This is a genomic window from Ruegeria sp. B1 (genome assembly GCF_056535885.1).
This window is the reverse complement of sequence record NZ_JBQFJA010000001.1, coordinates 2049467-2066814: the sequence shown is the minus strand read 5'-3', so window position 1 is coordinate 2066814 and position 17348 is coordinate 2049467. Positions and strand designations below refer to the sequence as shown.

Annotated in this window: 19 protein-coding genes; 1 reads left to right on the top strand and 18 read right to left on the bottom strand. The window is 59.1% G+C overall.

What is annotated here, in order from left to right:
• Nucleotides 1-7 precede the first annotated feature (7 nt).
• Nucleotides 8-670: a ligase-associated DNA damage response endonuclease PdeM gene (gene pdeM, locus ACR3ES_RS10165; RefSeq protein ID WP_170432015.1), complete on the top strand. Its 663-nt coding sequence runs from the start codon at nucleotides 8-10 to the stop codon at nucleotides 668-670.
• 2 nt (nucleotides 671-672) lie between these two features.
• On the opposite strand, the gene ACR3ES_RS10160 is transcribed toward pdeM, so the two are convergent.
• The 18 genes from ACR3ES_RS10160 to ruvC all read right to left on the bottom strand — a co-directional run bounded on the left by ACR3ES_RS10160 (nucleotide 673) and on the right by ruvC (nucleotide 17114).
• Entirely contained in the window at nucleotides 673-1317 is a 645-nt protein-coding gene (locus ACR3ES_RS10160) for a LytTR family DNA-binding domain-containing protein (RefSeq protein ID WP_480493386.1), read from the bottom strand.
• A gap of 331 nt (nucleotides 1318-1648) precedes the next feature.
• Complete coding sequence (gene folD / locus ACR3ES_RS10155; RefSeq protein ID WP_170432009.1) at nucleotides 1649-2539, bottom strand: bifunctional methylenetetrahydrofolate dehydrogenase/methenyltetrahydrofolate cyclohydrolase FolD; 891 nt, start codon at nucleotides 2537-2539, stop codon at nucleotides 1649-1651.
• 52 nt (nucleotides 2540-2591) lie between these two features.
• Entirely contained in the window at nucleotides 2592-2897 is a 306-nt protein-coding gene (locus tag ACR3ES_RS10150; RefSeq protein WP_170432006.1) for a chorismate mutase, read from the bottom strand.
• Between the two features lie 58 nt (nucleotides 2898-2955).
• On the bottom strand, nucleotides 2956-4632 hold the full coding sequence (locus ACR3ES_RS10145; RefSeq protein ID WP_170432003.1) for a formate--tetrahydrofolate ligase: 1677 nt from the start codon (nucleotides 4630-4632) through the stop codon (nucleotides 2956-2958).
• A 165-nt stretch (nucleotides 4633-4797) separates the two neighbouring features.
• On the bottom strand, nucleotides 4798-5373 hold the full coding sequence (locus tag ACR3ES_RS10140; protein WP_170432000.1) for an MOSC domain-containing protein: 576 nt from the start codon (nucleotides 5371-5373) through the stop codon (nucleotides 4798-4800).
• Between the two features lie 104 nt (nucleotides 5374-5477).
• On the bottom strand, nucleotides 5478-7394 hold the full coding sequence (gene ftsH / locus ACR3ES_RS10135; protein ID WP_170431997.1) for an ATP-dependent zinc metalloprotease FtsH: 1917 nt from the start codon (nucleotides 7392-7394) through the stop codon (nucleotides 5478-5480).
• 76 nt (nucleotides 7395-7470) lie between these two features.
• Complete coding sequence (tilS, locus tag ACR3ES_RS10130) at nucleotides 7471-8730, bottom strand: tRNA lysidine(34) synthetase TilS (RefSeq protein WP_480425292.1); 1260 nt, start codon at nucleotides 8728-8730, stop codon at nucleotides 7471-7473.
• Complete coding sequence (ybgF, locus tag ACR3ES_RS10125; protein WP_170431991.1) at nucleotides 8721-9545, bottom strand: tol-pal system protein YbgF; 825 nt, start codon at nucleotides 9543-9545, stop codon at nucleotides 8721-8723. Before ybgF ends, tilS begins: the two co-directional genes overlap by 10 nt.
• Before the next feature lie 4 nt (nucleotides 9546-9549).
• The gene (pal, locus tag ACR3ES_RS10120; protein ID WP_170431988.1) at nucleotides 9550-10056 is read right to left on the bottom strand and encodes a peptidoglycan-associated lipoprotein Pal; all 507 of its coding nucleotides are present in this window, start codon (nucleotides 10054-10056) and stop codon (nucleotides 9550-9552) included.
• Between the two features lie 83 nt (nucleotides 10057-10139).
• Nucleotides 10140-11459, bottom strand: a complete 1320-nt coding sequence (gene tolB / locus ACR3ES_RS10115) for a Tol-Pal system beta propeller repeat protein TolB (protein WP_170431984.1) — start codon at nucleotides 11457-11459, stop codon at nucleotides 10140-10142.
• On the bottom strand, nucleotides 11456-12559 hold the full coding sequence (locus ACR3ES_RS10110; RefSeq protein ID WP_170431981.1) for an energy transducer TonB: 1104 nt from the start codon (nucleotides 12557-12559) through the stop codon (nucleotides 11456-11458). Before ACR3ES_RS10110 ends, tolB begins: the two co-directional genes overlap by 4 nt.
• A gap of 15 nt (nucleotides 12560-12574) precedes the next feature.
• Nucleotides 12575-13045, bottom strand: a complete 471-nt coding sequence (gene tolR, locus ACR3ES_RS10105) for a protein TolR (protein ID WP_170431978.1) — start codon at nucleotides 13043-13045, stop codon at nucleotides 12575-12577.
• A 1-nt stretch (nucleotide 13046) separates the two neighbouring features.
• On the bottom strand, nucleotides 13047-13742 hold the full coding sequence (tolQ, locus tag ACR3ES_RS10100) for a protein TolQ (protein ID WP_170431975.1): 696 nt from the start codon (nucleotides 13740-13742) through the stop codon (nucleotides 13047-13049).
• Nucleotides 13743-13851: 109 nt separating this feature from the next.
• Nucleotides 13852-14235, bottom strand: coding sequence for a tol-pal system-associated acyl-CoA thioesterase (gene ybgC / locus ACR3ES_RS10095; RefSeq protein WP_170431972.1), 384 nt, complete (start codon nucleotides 14233-14235; stop codon nucleotides 13852-13854).
• Nucleotides 14232-14855: a hypothetical protein gene (locus tag ACR3ES_RS10090; protein ID WP_170431970.1), complete on the bottom strand. Its 624-nt coding sequence runs from the start codon at nucleotides 14853-14855 to the stop codon at nucleotides 14232-14234. Before ACR3ES_RS10090 ends, ybgC begins: the two co-directional genes overlap by 4 nt.
• A gap of 63 nt (nucleotides 14856-14918) precedes the next feature.
• A complete protein-coding gene (ruvB, locus tag ACR3ES_RS10085) occupies nucleotides 14919-15938 on the bottom strand; it encodes a Holliday junction branch migration DNA helicase RuvB (protein ID WP_170431968.1) in 1020 nt (339 codons plus the stop codon).
• 4 nt (nucleotides 15939-15942) lie between these two features.
• The gene (gene ruvA, locus ACR3ES_RS10080) at nucleotides 15943-16620 is read right to left on the bottom strand and encodes a Holliday junction branch migration protein RuvA (protein ID WP_170431966.1); all 678 of its coding nucleotides are present in this window, start codon (nucleotides 16618-16620) and stop codon (nucleotides 15943-15945) included.
• Nucleotides 16617-17114, bottom strand: coding sequence for a crossover junction endodeoxyribonuclease RuvC (gene ruvC / locus ACR3ES_RS10075; protein WP_170431964.1), 498 nt, complete (start codon nucleotides 17112-17114; stop codon nucleotides 16617-16619). Before ruvC ends, ruvA begins: the two co-directional genes overlap by 4 nt.
• Nucleotides 17115-17348: the final 234 nt, after the last annotated feature.

Sequence of the window (17348 nt, the reverse complement as noted above, 5' to 3'; positions counted from 1 at the left end):
ACGTTTCATGAACGCGTGTAAGTTTTCCTTTTCAGGTCAGCGCCTATGCGCCTTGCCGTCCGGGGCGCTCTGGTGGTCGGACAGGAAGACGCTATGCGTATCAGACCTGCATCTGGGAAAGTCCGAACGCATGGCCCGTCGGGGCGGCCCTGTGCTGCCACCTTACGACAGTCGGGAAACGCTGGACCGTCTGGCAGCGGATTTGGACAGAACAGATGCCGAAACAGTCATCTGCCTGGGCGACAGTTTCGATGACCTGGAAGCATCTTTTTCTCTGGACCGTTCCGAGAAACTTCGCATTGCGGCATTGCAGGCGGGACGTCGCTGGATTTGGATCGAAGGCAACCATGATCCCGGACCGATCGAACTGGGCGGCACGCATCTGTCGGAATGGATCTGCGGATCGTTGGTCTTTCGGCATATCGCTGAAGCCTGTGGTCAAGGCGAGGTATCCGGTCACTTTCATCCAAAGGTATGCATACGTGCCCGGGGACGATCCATAACGCGCCCGGCGTTCCTGCTGGACCAACATCGTCTCATCCTACCGGCCTATGGGGCCTACACCGGAGGGCTGCGCAGCAGCGACAGCGTCTTGTCCAATCTGCTTAGACCGGACGCAAAGGCCATCCTGACCGGCTCTACCCCACAGATGGTTGCGATGCCGCGGTAGTCTTAGATCAGGCCATCCTCTTCCAGCTTTGGCCTGTATTTGCGGCTGACCGGCACAAGATCACCATTTACAAGACGCAGCCAGGTTTTGCCATCTGACTTTTCGGCGCGAACAATTGAGGCGTCCGTGACCCAGTGAGACCGGTGGGAACAATGACCCGCTACGGGTTCCATGTCGTTGATGGCATCTGTGAACCGTGACCGGATCGTGAACGTGCCCTGTGACGTCACAACATCGACATTGTGGTCGCGGACGGTCAATCGATAAATCAACCCCTGAAAATCCTGAGGCAACCGCCTTACAAGGCGGGGCTGTTCCGATTTTCCGTGAACAGCGGGCGATGGCTCGCTGTCGCCGCGCAGGACCAGAACCAGACCGGCGGAGAATATTGCACCATAGTTCGCAGCGGTCAGCAAAGCAGGAGTCTCATGGCCCCCGACCGAGAACAGAGCCCAAGCCAGCACCCACAGGCACGGTGTGAAAAGGGCAAGAATCAAGGCTGCAAATGCAAGATCCCGGACAGGTAGCTTCGTCAGCAAAAGCCGACCATTGACCAAACGCCGCGCCATCCAGGTCACGCATAGGGCAATGACCATGACACCCGTCCAGAACATCAGGCGAAGAAAAAAGGGGAGATCCGAAACCATGAAAGGCGGAAATGCGTAGGCCAGCAATGGCAGGAAAACCAATCCCGAAACCACTCTCCGAGGGGTACATACGTTTCGTATCAGGCTCTGCTTCGATGTCATACCGCTAGTTACAAGCCCCCCCAAAGGCTCGGACAAACAGCCTCAGGCGCTCAACACCCTTCAACTTAACTGTCTGGAAACAGAGGCTTATCAGTATTTTTCGGACAGTCAAATGAATTTGATGTAAAATGTTGTGACGCGCAACGCGCCACAGAACCGCCCGCATCCCTCCTGACTTCAGTCTGTATGAAACTGGGACCGGGCCCCTATCCGATCCGGCGAAACGGTCTCAGGCTGTCAGGCCTTCAGGTTCGGGCAACCTGTTTGCGCGACAACATGCTGTCAGTGTGTTGGCCAGCAGACATGCAATGGTCATGGGGCCGACCCCGCCGGGGACGGGGGTGATGGCGCCCGCGCGTTCGGAGGCACTGGCGTAGTCTACGTCACCGACCAGCTTGTTCTTACCGTCCCGCTCAATCCGGTTGATGCCCACGTCAATGACCGTTGCGCCGTCCTTGATCCAGTCACCCGGAACCATTTCAGGACGACCAACAGCGGCGACAACGATATCAGCACGGCGCACGACGTCTGGCAGGTCTTTGGTGCGCGAATGTGCGATCGTTACCGTACAACTGTCACCCAGCAGCAACTGCGCCATCGGCTTGCCCACAATGTTGGAGCGGCCAATGACAACCGCGTCCATGCCCGACAATGAGCCATGGTAGTCGCGCAACATCATCAAGCAGCCCAGTGGTGTGCAGGGCACCATCGACTTTTGACCGGTGCCCAGCAGACCCACATTCGAGATGTGGAACCCATCCACATCCTTGGCCGGATCGATTGAGTTGATCACCAAATCTTCGTTCAGATGCTTGGGCAATGGCAGCTGTACCAGAATGCCATGAACTGCCGGATCATTGTTCAACTTGTCAATCAGGGCCAGCAAATCCTCTTCCGAGGTGTCCACATCCAATTTGTGCTCATATGAGTTCATGCCGACCTCGACGGTCTGCTTGCCTTTTGAACGCACATAGACCTGGCTGGCCGGATCCTCGCCCACCAGCACCACGGCCAGGCCGGGTGTGATCCCGTTTTCTTCCTTCAGCTTTGCGACCTGATCGGCCACCTGTGCACGTACTTTTGCGGCAAAGGCTTTACCGTCAATAACCTGGGCTACCATTCTTCAATCCCCTCTTCCAAAACGGATCGGGCGCACAAGGCGCCTCTTCGCTCTAGTCAGCGCCGAGCACACGCTCTTCACGCGCAATCGACCAGTCAATCAAAATGCGCCAGAGCTTTTCTGCAAGATCGGGATCCATGCCCAATTCATCCGAGCTCTTGCGCACGCGCTGCACCACCTCTTCGACACGATCCGGGATACGGGCAGGCAGCCCCTCGCCGGGTTTCAGCTGAGACGCGCGGTCGATATAGCCCGCGCGCGTTACCAACAATTCGATCAATTGACGGTCCAGCTTGTCGATCTGAGGCCGCAATTCGCGCATCGAGCGACAGTCTTGCGGCGGTATCAGAGTGGGCATGTTTCTCTCCTCATGGCCCGGGGATTTCCCCAGACCACGAGATGTATCATTCAAGCGCTTAGAACAAGCCCTCGATCTCACCTGCGTCGTTAAGGCAGATGGTTTCGGCGGCAGGTTTGCGCGGCAGGCCAGGCATGGTCATGATCTCACCGCAGACAACCACAATGAACCCGGCACCAGCCGACAGACGAACCTCACGCACCGGAACCGAATGGCCGGTGGGTGCGCCACGTAGGGTCGGGTCGGTCGAGAACGAGTACTGGGTTTTCGCCATGCAGACCGGCAGGTTGCCGTAGCCCGCTTCTTCCCACTCGCGCAACTGGTTGCGGATCTTATTGTCTGCCAGAACCTCGTCCGCGCGGTAGATGCGCTTGGCGATGGTTTCGACTTTTTCGAACAAAGGCATATCGTCGGGGTAGATCGGCGCGAAGTTCGCAGTTCCACCTTCAACGATTTCAACAACTTTCTCAGCCAGAGGCGCCGAGCCTTCCGAGCCCAGTTCCCAGTGACGCGACAGAACCGCCTCGACCCCGTGATCACCGCAGTAGTCTTTCACGGCCTGCACTTCGGCATCGGTATCGGTGACAAAGTGGTTGATGGCTACGACAACCGGCACGCCGAAGGATTTCACGTTCTCGATGTGACGGCCCAGGTTGGCACAACCAGCCTGTACGGCATCGACGTTCTCCGCACCCAGATCAGCCTTGGCCACGCCGCCGTTCATCTTCATCGCGCGCACGGTTGCAACCAGCACAACAGCCGACGGGGCGATGCCCGCCTTGCGGCACTTGATGTTCATGAACTTCTCGGCCCCCAGATCGGCGCCAAAGCCAGCCTCGGTCACGACATAGTCGGCCACTTTCAGAGCGGTCTTGGTCGCGATGACCGAGTTACAGCCATGCGCGATATTCGCGAACGGGCCGCCGTGGACAAAGGCCGGGTTGTTTTCCAGCGTCTGAACCAGGTTCGGCTGCATCGCGTCCTTCAGAAGCACGGTCATCGCGCCTTCGGCCTTGATGTCGCGGCAGTAAACCGGGGTCTTGTCGCGTCGGTAAGCAACGATGATGTCGCCCAGACGCTTTTCCAGATCTTTCAGGTCGTTGGCCAGGCACAGGATCGCCATCACTTCCGAGGCCACGGTGATGTCAAAGCCAGCCTCGCGCGGGAAGCCGTTCGACACACCGCCCAGCGACGCCGTGATCTGACGCAGGGCGCGGTCGTTCATGTCGACCACACGACGCCACGCAACGCGGCGGGTGTCGATCTCGGCTTCGTTGCCCCAGTAGATGTGGTTGTCGATCATCGCCGACAGCAGCGAGTGCGCTGAAGTGATCGCGTGGAAGTCACCTGTGAAGTGCAGGTTCATTTCTTCCATCGGAACAACCTGCGCGTAGCCGCCACCTGCAGCGCCGCCCTTCATGCCGAAGTTCGGCCCAAGCGACGCCTCGCGGATACAGATCATCGCGTTTTTGCCGATCCGGTTCAGGCCGTCACCCAGACCCACGGTCGTGGTCGTCTTGCCTTCGCCCGCCGGGGTTGGGTTGATCGCGGTCACCAGGATCAGCTTGCCATCTTCCCGGTCCTGAACAGAATTAATGAAGTCCTGGCTGACCTTCGCTTTGTCGTGACCATAAGGCAGCAGGTCGTCGCTGGAGATCCCCAGCTTGGCACCGATGTCCTGGATCGGCTTTTTGTTCGCCTCGCGGGCGATTTCGATGTCGGATTTATAGCTCATTGAGCGGGGCCCCTAATGTTATGCCGTGCAAAACCGACGCGACAGGTCGGCGCTGTGCAATCCATACCGTTGTGCACAACCAGCGTGAATGTGAATTCCGACATAATCTTGCCGCGAAACGTCGCAACGTCACTTCGGCGGTTTCAAATCGGAAACAGCCGCGTCTTAAGGCGCCCAACTGCGTTGATCCGGCACAAACAGCTTCATCTTATCGCCCAGGTTCAAATGACCCGGCCGCTCTACCCAGGCTGTCACACCGCGACGTCCGCGAGCTGCGGGTTTAAAGGCTGCGCCATGGCCAGGCTGATCCGCCTCAATTTCGCGTCCCGGCAGCACGCAGGGCCGGTTTTCCATGTCCACCGTCAAGGTGAGCCCATCCTCTGCCTGCAGGCGCGATGACGGAGGGATATGGGTAAAATCCGGAATGCCGCGCAAGACAATCGACGCCCCAAGATGGGATGGGTCCAACTGATCAAGCCTCATGTCATCGGCAATTGCGGACAGCTCTTCTTGGGACAGCACCGTCAACTGTCGCACATTCCGTATCTCGGTCCCTTCCGGATACAGATTTTTGACCCGGACGCAGGACGCTCGGTTGACGCCCTCATGCCGCGCTCCAATGTCCCCGGAGAAGCCAAGGTTCAATGTGTCGACAGGCTGCGCCCGGATCGTTGTATCTGCGGGCACGTGGCCCAGCCAGATCACTTCAGCGGCAAATTCTGTTTCCCTGAGCACCGGCATGTGAACCTCGTTCCTGATCCCATTTCAACCGGATCATATTGGGCTATCGCACTCAAACGAAAGGCCAAAATGAAAAGACCCGGGGCAGGCCCGGGTCTGTTTCGTTACGCCGTTGGCTCCGGCTCCATCCCGCCCTCGGGCGGCGATTTCTTTGCCTTGGTTTTTGGAATGGCGGTGACGCTTGGGGCGCTGCCCTGATCCGGCGTGTCGCCTTCGTCGTCCCCCTCGCCCGGCGATTCGCCGTTCATGACGCGCTTGATCTCGTCGCCCGTCAGGGTTTCGTATTCCAACAGGCCTTGTGCCAGACGCTCCCATTCTTCGCTTTTGTCGCTCAAAATCTTGTGCGCCCGTTTATAACCTTGCTGAATGAGGCGTTTGACCTCTTCCTCGATGAGCTCTTTGGTATGGGCGGACACCGAGAACCCTGCGGTGTTGCCCTGATATCCCTCATGCGCTTCCGCATAGTCGATATTGCCGACCTTGTCTGACATCCCCCAGCGCATCACCATCGCACGCGCCAATTGGCTGGCCTGCATGATGTCCCCTGCCGGGCCGTTCGAGACGTGATCCTCGCCGTACTTGATCACCTCGGCAGCCTTACCGGCCATGGTCATCGCCAGCTTTTGCTCACACTCGTCCCGGTGATAGTTAAGGCGATCCATTTCTGGCAGCGAGACAACCATACCCAGCGCACCACCGCGCGGGATGATCGTCGCCTTGTAAACCGGATCGCACAGCGGCAGTTCCAGCCCAACCACAGCGTGGCCAGCTTCGTGATAGGCCGTCTTTTCCTTCTGATCCTGGGTCAACACCATCGAGCGGCGCTCGGCCCCCATCATCACCTTGTCTTTGGCGTTCTCGAAATCCTCCATGGTGACAAAGCGACGACCCACGCGAGCAGCCATCAAGGCGGCCTCGTTCACAAGGTTTGCCAGATCGGCACCTGAAAAGCCCGGAGTACCCCGCGCGATGATCCGCAGATCGACGTCGGGGCCCAAAGGTGTCTTACGCGCATGCACGCCCAAGATCTTCTCACGGCCTTTGATATCGGGGTTCCCAACAGTCACGTTCCGGTCGAAACGGCCCGGACGCAGCAGAGCCGGGTCCAAGACGTCCTTGCGGTTCGTCGCGGCCAGAATGATCACGCCTTCATTGGCCTCGAACCCGTCCATCTCGACCAGCAACTGGTTGAGGGTCTGTTCGCGTTCATCGTTACCGCCGCCATAGCCGGCGCCACGGTGGCGACCAACGGCGTCGATCTCGTCGATGAAAACGATACACGGCGCGTTTTTCTTGGCCTGTTCGAACATGTCGCGGACACGGGACGCACCAACACCCACGAACATTTCAACAAAATCGGACCCTGAGATGGTGAAGAACGGCACACCGGCCTCACCCGCAATCGCGCGGGCCAGCAGTGTCTTACCGGTTCCGGGAGGGCCCACGAGCAGCGCACCCTTGGGGATCTTGCCGCCGAGGCGCGAGAATTTCTGCGGGTTGCGCAGAAATTCCACGATCTCTTCCAACTCTTCCTTGGCCTCATCGATGCCCGCGACATCATCAAAGGTTACCCGGCCATGCTTTTCAGTCAGCATCTTGGCCTTGGACTTACCAAAGCCCATTGCGCCGCCTTTGCCGCCGCCCTGCATCCGGTTCATGAAATAGACCCAAACCCCGATCAAGAGAAGGAAGGGCAGTAGCGTGATCAGAAAAGACTGGAAGCCGGATTGCTGCTGTTTCTCAGCACGCACCGGAATGTTTTCATCGATCAGAAGCTTGGTCACCTCGGCATCGCCCGGCTTGATTGTGACATAGGTGCCGCCGCTTTCGGTGGTGTAACGTATCTGTTCGCCATCCAGGGTGACATTCTTGACTTCACCGCTCTGTACGGCGCTGACAAAGTCCGAATATGTTCTTTCGTTGCTCTGAAGCGTTCCGCCCGGTCCGCTGAACAGGTTGAACAGTGCAAGGATCAGCAGAAACAGAACGACCCAGAATGCTATATTGCGAGCGTTGCCCAAGGAAAATCTCCCAAAAGATTGCGGCAGATGGGGTGCTGCCGGGTTACTCCTTAAAATAGAGAGGATTGTGGCAGGTTCAATGCGATAAAAACGATGTGTAAAACTCGGGCCATTCAGGGGTTAGTTCGGCGGTCCAGCCATTTGGATAGCCTGCAACCGGTGCTGCGAGCAGCTGGTCCCCCTGCCAAACGGCCGGTGAAGAACTCAAAGCGAGGCGCGGTCGACCTGTCGCGCGCCAGTCCGGCACAGCCTGTAATCCAGTCTCACCCAGCGCCCGAATCTCAGCCCCCGGTGTGTCCGGACCGGTGATGATCCACCTTCCGTCCCAAACTTCCCCTACCGGGGCGGACAGACCCTCGACCGCCTTAAACTCCCTGCAAATCCATGCCTTATCGCCCTCGGGCAGCAGCAGGCAGCCGTTGATCGCGCCCGCTTGTCCCCCAGGCAAGGCGGCCAACGCCCGGTCAACCGACGATTGGCGCGGCGGATATCCCCGCCCCGCGATCCACGAAACGATGCCCACCACAATCCGGCGCTGGATTTCGCTGGGCAAAGCGGAAAACGCGGCACGGTCGACGATGACACTCCCTGCCTCTGCCTTCGCGACACGTCGGGCGGAATCCTGCGCATAGCGCGATAATGCCTCATGCGCTTGTGACATGTTTTCAGCCACGCGGGACAGCGTTTCGGACGTGATTCCAAGCTTTTCAAGGCCCGGCAGAGCCTTGCGCGCCTTGATCCGATCAAAACGACAGTCCTGATTCGATGGGTCTTCGATCCAACTCGCCCCGATTTCGGTCAGGTATTCACGCAGCCTCCGCCGGGTGATCCCCAACATCGGGCGGAGCATCTGAATGCCGTGTGCGTTTCGGGTTTTCGGCATGGCCGACAAGCCGGTTACACCCGCCGCCCGGCCCAATCTCATCAAAAACGTTTCCGCCTGATCATCGGCGGTATGACCCAAGGCAATCGCGCTGATATCATTGCCGTGTGCCCAGGATGCGAGCAACTCATAGCGCGCCCTGCGGGCTTGATCCTGCAGGTTCCCACGACCATCCCAGCCTTCCCATCGCAAGGTTTCATGCGCAAGTCCCAGACGTGCAGCCTGATTTGCTACAACGTCCGCCTCCTCCGCCGCTTCGGATCGTAGGCCGTGATCGACCGTGGCGACGGATAGAACAACACCTTCGTCCCGCGCAATTCCGTTCAATAGTTGCATCAAGGCGATAGAGTCCCCACCGCCGGATACTGCAACGCCCAACCTGCCCGGCAATTTTTTGGGCAGGTTTGCGCGCAGTTCAGTTCGTAAAGTGTCGGCGTTCCGGATCAAGAACACCCCAGAGACGCCATTTCCTGCGTGGCGTCAGACACGGTGGCAGACGCCGGAAACCGTACGCCAACCTCGCCCAGAGTGATGCAGGCCTGATCGGTCTGGCCCAAGCGTCCCAGCGCCGCGCCCAGTTCGAACAGAGCCTCCGGTGCGAAGGTGCCTTCGGAATCGCCGGTAAAGCTGGCCAAGAAGGCGCGTGCCGCCTCCCGCGTGTCGCCCAGCCCTTCCAGCGCCTGACCCCGTTTCAGATGCGCTTCGGGCGCAAGAGGGCTACCGGGGTAAGATGTGTCAAACTGCGCGAACATATTGGCAGCCGTTTGGAAATCGCCATCCGTTAATGCCTGAGAGGCAGAGTCGAAATCGGCGCGTTCGCCAACAGCCAATTCACCCTGATCCGAGGGGGAAGGCTGCGCGGGTGCAGGTAGTACTGCGGCCGTGGACTGATCCTCGCCTCCCAACGTCGAAGTTTCGCCCAGCGTCGACAGATCGCCCCCCTCAAGCTCAACCAAGCGGAACTCAAGATCCCCGATCCGGTTTGTCCCGTCGGTCACGATATTCTGCACACGCTGGTTCAGTTGCTCGGTCTGGCGGGTCAGGCGCTGCAACTCCGCCTCAATCGCATCTACACGTTCAAGTACTGAACTGCCGGACAGATTTGGTGCCGGCGAGCCGGTGGTGGAAAACTCACGCTTCAGGCGCTGTATCTCCACATGCAGAACCGTCAGCTCCTGCCGGATATCCGCCAGCGTTTGTTGATCCTGTGCTTGTGCTATGCCAGCCGTCGCCACAACCGCCGCCAAAACCCATCCTGCAAGTCTCATCGTCTTACCCCAAGGTTGAACCGGTCAGCACCGTCACTGCGCGCCGGTTTTTGGAATAACATTCCTCGGTGCTGCAAATCTCGATCGGGCGTTCTTTGCCATAAGTGACCGTTTGCAGCCGGTTGCCTGCAACCCCGCGCGAGATCAGGTATTCCCGTGCCGCATTTGCACGCCGTTCACCAAGCGCGAGGTTGTATTCTCGCGTTCCCTGCTCATCCGCGTGCCCCTCAATCGTCGCTACGAAGTCGGGATTTGCCATCAACCAGTCGGCCTGCCCCTGCAGGATCGTCTGGGCCTGCGGGGACAGTGTGGACTGGTCCACCGCAAACAGAACCCTGTCACCAACGGTTTGCTGGAAATAAGCGGGGGAGCGCGGATCGCTCGGAGAGCCCGGCACAAGTGCGCCGCTGCCGCCCGGGCCACCGCCACCCAATGCCGAAGGATCGTTGTTTGCACAGGCAGCAACCACGCTCATCGCGCCCACCGCCAGGATTTTGCTCAATACGTTCATTTCAAGTGCCTCGTGTTTTGATTATTGCCGCCTGTCTACCACAGCAGCCGTTTCTTGTGAACTTTGCCGCATGGTGGTTGCGATCAATTTTGCAGTGGCCCCCAGGACGGGTCGCTGCCGCCGTCCGGGGTTCGCACCGGCCGCAGATTGCGCCCCGAAATATCCACGGAATACAATGTTGATCGTCCACTGGCTCCCTGCGTTTCGCGTGTGAACATGATGACACGCCCATTCGGGGACCATGTCGGCCCTTCGTCCAGGAACGACGACGTCAACAGTCGCTCTTCGCTGCCGTCCGTGCGCATCACACCAATATGGAACCGACCTTTGTTCTGCTTGGTGAAAGCAATCAGATCGCCACGAGGGGACCAGACCGGTGTGCCATATCGACCTTGACCAAAGCTCATGCGGGTTGGTTCCCCGCCGCCCGACGGCATGACATAGAGTTGCGGTGTGCCCGAGCGGTCGCTTTCAAATACAATGCGGCTGCCATCCGGCGAATAACTGGGCGCGGTTTCAATGGCAGGCGTATTTGTCAGCCTTGTGCTTTGACCCGAGGCCAGATCCATCCGCCACAGATCCGTGTTCCCACCCTGCGACAGCGAATAGACGATGGATTGACCATTCGGAGAGAACCGGGGCGAAAAGCTCATCGTGCCTTCCTGCGTTTTCAACTCCTGCCGCCTGACACTGGCGACATCGAGCACGTAAATCTGCGGTCGGCCCGTTTCGTAGCTTGTGTACAGTAGTCGGTCCCCGGACGGCGAAAAGCGCGGAGCCAGTACAATGGCTGAACTGTCGGTCAGATACTGCACATTTGCGCCATCGTAATCCATGATGGCCAGACGTTTCAGACGCTGATCCTTGGGGCCGCTTTCGGAGACAAAGGCGACGCGGCTGTCGAAATATCCGCCCTCGCCGGTGATCCGGCTGTACACCTGATCGGCGACTTTATGCGCCATACGTCGCCAGCCATCGGTTGTACCGGCCAATTGCAGGCCATTGCCCAATTCCTGGCCTGAGAACACGTCCCAAACCCGAAACCGAACTGTCAGGCGCTTGCCCGAGACGTTCACAGCGCCGGTCACCAACGCCTGTGCATTGATCGCCTTCCAATCGGCAAACTGCACCGGGGCGTCAAAGCTGCTGACCCGGCTGATGAACGCGTCGGCAGAGATTTCGCGGAACAACCCCGTTCCCGTCAGATCCGCCGCAACAACACGAGAGAGATCGTTGGCGTATTGCGCCGCCGCCGGACCGTCCGGCACGAAGTTGGGAACCGCAAATGGCATCGGCTCGATGATGCCTTCGTCGATTTCCAGACGCAGTGGCCCGCTCTGAGCGTAAACCGGCGCCGAAAGCAGGGTCAGGCCAACGAAGAGGCTGGTCAGAAGTTTCATCATTTGATCCGCATCCTCTCGGGATTGAATGTAATCTCAATATCCTGCCACTGCGCGTATTTGTCAGCAGGCAGTTCGTATCCTCGCGCTCCGCAGCGCAATATTGCCCGCCGGGCGGCGTCATATGCCTGTTTTTCGGCACCAGCCGTCCCACCGGTACTGTCCAGAAGGCGCAAACTGCCCCCTACAACGGTTCCGTCGCGGTTCAGAGAGAATCCGACGACAACTACGGTGTTCAGGGCATCCGTCGATAGCGACCCGACGTTCCAACACCGAGACACCGCCAGACGCATCGCATCCTTTTCTCCACTGGTCAGAGGCGGCCCCGTAGGCTCGGTTCCACTGCTCAACGCTTCGGCCAAGGCATCATTGATGGCCGCGTTATCACTCGGCGCAGGGGTATCAGGTGTTGGTTCAGGTGTCTCGGCCACGTCGGGTGCAGGCTCCGGGGCTGGCCTATTGGGCCGTACCCTTGGCCGTGGAGACGTCAATGGAGACTGTTCATCCGATTCCTCGGCTTCGGTCACAATTTCCGGGGCGGCCTCTTCGGGGGCTGTCTGGTCCTGCTGCTCCTGTTGCGTTTCCGCGCCTTCATCCAGCGACACGGGAGGCGTTTCAATATCATCAGGTTCGGCGTCCGGAGGCGGTGGGGCAATCGCTTCAGGTGCCACCCGGTCGGCCGGGCGCGGCTGTGCTTCGGGACCCGGAGGCACCGGCAACGCGGCAGTTTCCACTTCCGGTTCGATCAGTACAGGCACATCCTCGGGCACTTCGGGCTCTGGTGGTGCTTCGAGAGTTTCAGGCTCTGGCTCTGGCTCGGGTTCTGACGGGGTGACGGGCTCGGGGCGCGGCTGGTCTTCCAACGTTTGGTCGGGTGCATTGGCCTCTTCCGTCGGTTCCGGCGGCTGTTGTAGGGTAGTCGGCTCAACGGGCACATCTGGCGCATCGCGCTGTGCTGTCATCGCAGCAAATTGCTCAGCGCTGATCACGGAAACATCCTGGACAGCCATCGGCAACGGCTCGGACCGAAAGGTCCCGCCGAACAACGCCCAACCTATCACACTCACATGAGCAATCGCCGAAATTTTGGTGCCGGTATCCACCGCGCAGCCTCACCCTTACCCATCGTCCAGCGTTGGGCCGCCGGTATCTGTCACCAGGCCCACATTGGAAAACCCGCCCGCATTCAACGCGCCCATGACCTGCATCACCTGCGCATAGGGGATCGCGCCATCGGCACGCAGAAAGACACGGTCGCTGCTGCGTTCTGCGGCAATGGCGCGTAACTTGCCAATCAACTCTTCGCGCAGCACGTCTGTGGTCTGAATCTGCACCCGACCGTCTGCCGTCAGGGTGATAGTCAGCGGTTCTTCGTTGTCGCCGGGCAGCGCACTGGCCGCGGTTTTGGGCAGGTCGACGGGCACTCCCACGGTCAGCAGCGGCGCAGCGACCATGAAGATGATCAGCAACACCAGCATGACATCCACAAAGGGCGTCACATTGATCTCGGACATCGGTCGCGAACGCCCGCGCCGCCGACCGCGCCTGCGGCCATTGTCGCCCGAGGGTTGCTGGACCACCGCGCCCATGTCAGCTGTCCAATTGCCGCGACAGGATGGTCGCGAATTCGTCGGCAAAAGCTTCATAGCCGCCTACGATCCGATCGCTGTCCGCGCTCAGCTTGTTATAGTAGATCACCGCCGGGATCGCGGCCAAGAGCCCAAGACCGGTGGCCAGCAGAGCTTCGGCGATCCCCGGGGCCACGACGGCAAGGTTCGTGTTCTGCTGTTCTGCAATCTCGATGAAGGCATTCATGATGCCCCAGACCGTACCGAACAGGCCGATAAAGGGTGCAGTCGAGCCAACGGTTGCAAGGATGGGCAGCCCCTTGTTCAGGGTCTCGGCCTCTTTAGCGATAGCAACGTCCATCGACCGGTCAATTCGGGCCGTCGCCCCCGCAATCAATCCGCCATCGGTGCGATGCGACCTGCGCCATTCGATCATGCCAGCCGCAAAGATCTTTTCAGAGCTGCCATCGGGTTGCGTGCCAATCTGTTCGAACAATTCATCCAGCGGGTTGCCGGACCAGAAACTTTCATCAAACACCTGCGCCTCGCGGCGTGCGGCGCGATAGTTGATAAGCTTTTGGATGATGATCGCCCAGGACCAGAAGGATGCGACCACCAGCATCAGCATCACCAGTTTGACGATAAAGGTCGCGCGGGCAAACAGCCCCCACATGGAGAAGTCGATCTCCTGCGCCAGCGCCAGCGTTTCAGCTTCCATGAACCTGCTCTTTGTTTTGCCTGACGGCCGTTCGTTTGGCCTTGTTTTGCCAAACGCTATCGCAGTTGGTGATGAAAAGCCAACAGAACCACCCCGGCCCTGCAAATTGTTACATCAATGCGCGAATCTCTGCCGGAAGACGGACAGGCTTGCCAGCTTTGTTGATGCACACGGCTGTAACCGTCGCACGAAAGATTTCGGTCTCGCCCCGGCGCACCAGCTGCGCCATGGTCAGTCGCACACCAGACAATGAAACCACGTCTGTTTCGACCACCAGTTCATCCTCGAATTTCGCTGGCGCGAGGTAATCCGCCTCGACCCGGCGCACGACCCAGACAATACCTTGGTCACGCATGGCGTTCTGGTCATTACCCAGTTGACGCACCCAGTCCGATCGGGCCCGCTCGATGTAACGCAGGTAATTCGCATGGTAGACCACACCCCCCATATCGGTGTCTTCATAGTAAACGCGAACCGGATAGGTGTGTTTCATTGAGGTTGCTCCAACCGGGCAAACAATCGCAATGCGTGAGACGGGTCCTGCGCCGCCCTCGGCAGAACAGGATCATATGCAGCGCGGATCAACCCGGCAATCTCGGGGCGCAAGATCGTTGCGTCACCTGCCATGGCCAAGGGCGATTTGTCGCGAAAAGCGGCATCCGACCACAAAAGAACAGTTTGCACCACCTGGCTGAGCGCAAGGGTTTCGGCAGGCACCTTTGACAATTCGGCATCCATGCGCAGAAAGACAAACGCGGCGCGGATTGCGCCGTCCTCTTCGAACCTGAAAATGCGGTATTGGTTGGCATCCGCCGCGATCAGACGCTCCACCAGCGGCCCGAGGTCGGGGATCAGGCGATCCAGATCCGGGACCTCGGGCAATTCCTGCCAGTCCCGGAAAAAGAACACCATGCAATTCACGCCAAGCTCCGGATCGGTTTCGGCCATCTGGTGATCCGCCAGTGCCACCACCGCCTCGAACGCGCCTTTGACAATTGCCAAGGTGTCATCCTCGACGCCAAAGACAACCGGAACAATCGGGCGCCCCCAGCGCGCGAAGAGGAATTCTCCGCTGTCACGGGTGAACAGGGCTTCGATCTCGTCCGGGGTCACGCGCGATCCTTCATCTTTCCGAAAACACTTTCGCCGAAGGCATAAAATCTCAGACGCCCGGCTTCAACCAAACAGATCGCTCTGACCTTTCGGAGCCGGCAGCCCCAAATGAGCCCATGCCTTTTGCGCAAGCATCCTGCCGCGCGGCGTGCGCTGGATCAGGCCTTGCTGCAGCAGATACGGCTCAATCACTTCTTCCAGCGAATCCCGGCTTTCCGACAACGCCGCGCATAACGTTTCGATGCCGACAGGCCCGCCCGCGTAATTCTCTGCAATCAGCTTCAAGTAGCGCCGATCCGCCCCGTCAAGGCCCAGAGTGTCCACGCCCAGACGGGTAAGAGCACCATCCGCGAGTTCCCGTGTGATCCGGCCGTCGCCTTCGACAATTGCAAAATCGACGACGCGGCGCAGCAACCGGCCTGCGATCCGAGGCGTTCCGCGAGACCGTTTGGCGATTTCCCGCGCGCCATCGTTGTCGGCCGGCGCACCCAGTTTGCGCGCATTGCGCGTGACAATTTCGTGCAACTCATCGACCTCGTAGAATTGCAGACGGGTTGGGATCCCAAACCGGTCCCGCAAGGGCGTCGTCAACAGGCCCATCCGGGTGGTTGCCCCGACCAGTGTAAAGGGCTGAAGCTCGATCCGGACGGTGCGTGCCGCCGGGCCTTCGCCGATCACCAGATCCAGTTCAAAATCCTCCATCGCCGGATACAGGACTTCTTCAACCGCCGGATTCAGACGGTGGATTTCATCAATAAACAGCACATCGCGCGAGTCCAGATTGGTCAAAATCGCCGCCAGGTCCCCTGCCTTGGCCAGCACTGGACCGGATGTCATTCGGAAATTCACTCCAAGCTCGCGCGCCATGATCTGCGCCAGCGTGGTTTTTCCCAGCCCCGGAGGACCATGAAACAGCGTATGATCCATCGCCTCGCCCCGCTGGCGGGCGGACTGAATAAAGATGCGCAGATTGGCCCGCGCCTCGGCTTGGCCAATGAATTCATCCAAACCCTGTGGGCGCAGCGCGCGATCATTGTCTTCGGGCAACGGTTCAGGGCGCAGGGTGGGATCGACGTCTACCATTCAATCAGCCTTTCGGGGCCAGCAGCTTCAACGCTGCGCGGATCAGATCTGCCTCACCGGCATCGGGCATCTGCGCTGCCGCTTCGGCCACGGCTGCTGCCGCATCTGACGGGCCATACCCCAGGTTGGACAGAGCAGATAGCGCATCGGCAGACGCCGCGCCTGCACCGGAAGCAGGCAAAGGCGATTGCTTTTGTGTTGGAACGGGAGCTTCAGTCTCGACAACATCCAGCACCGGGCCGTCCATTGCTTCGGTGATGGTGCCCCCCATGGCCATGACACCGGGCGCCTTGTCCTTGAGGTCCAGAACGATGCGCTGTGCCGTTTTGGGGCCAACGCCTTTGGCCGCCTTGACGGATGCCCAGTCGCCCAGTGCAATCGCACGACTCACACCGTCCGGCCCAAGCGCTGATAGAATGGCCAGCGAAACCTTGGCCCCGACGCCCTGAACAGAGCACAGCAGCCGGTGCCATTCCTTTTCAACCAGCGACAAAAACCCATAAAGCTGCATCAGGTCTTCGCGCACGACCATATCGGTGTAGAGCGAAATCGCCTCTCCCACGCCGGGCAAGGCCGCCATGGTGCGATCCGAACAATAAACAATGTAGCCAACGCCCCGCACATCAATCAGCACATGATCTGCCGCCCGGTAATCCAACCGTCCCGTCAGCTTGCCAATCATGCTCCCACCTCTTTCAACCGCCCCTGCTGGGTCTTGCCGTAATAGGCATGACAGATGGCAATCGCCAGAGCATCTGCCGCATCGGCCCCTTTGGGCGCACAGCCCGGCAGCTGTAGCTTGACCATATGAAGGACCTGCTCTTTCTCTGCGTGACCGACCCCGACAACGGTTTTCTTGACCCGATTGGGGGCGTATTCGCCAACAGCCAATCCCGCCTGCGCCAGCGTCAGCAACGCGACACCACGCGCCTGACCCAGTTTGAGCGTTCCGGCGCCATCCTTGTTGACAAAGGTCTGTTCGATGGCGGCCTGATCCGGACGATGCGCTGCGATCACCTCGACAATCTGATTGTGCAACGAAAGAAGCCGTTCACCCAGATCATCCCCGTCCGATTTACACAGACCATTGGCGACATGGCTCAGGCGGCTGCCATTTGATTCGATGACGCCCCATCCCAGGGTTCTCAACCCCGGATCAATGCCCAGAATTCGCATGTTTTGCCTCGGCCTGCTCGGGTTATGTGATCTTTTTTCATCGATTAGCACGAAACATGAACATTTTCCAAGCGAATTGACCTCACGCATGAAAACGACATGACTGTTCTGGCCGCGACAACACAGCCTAATCACGACGTGAAACCGTCTGAAATCGACAGGTTTATGAAGGTAAATTCACCAATTATTTAAGGCGATTACAGGGTGATTGAGTATTGCAGAAAATGCATAGGA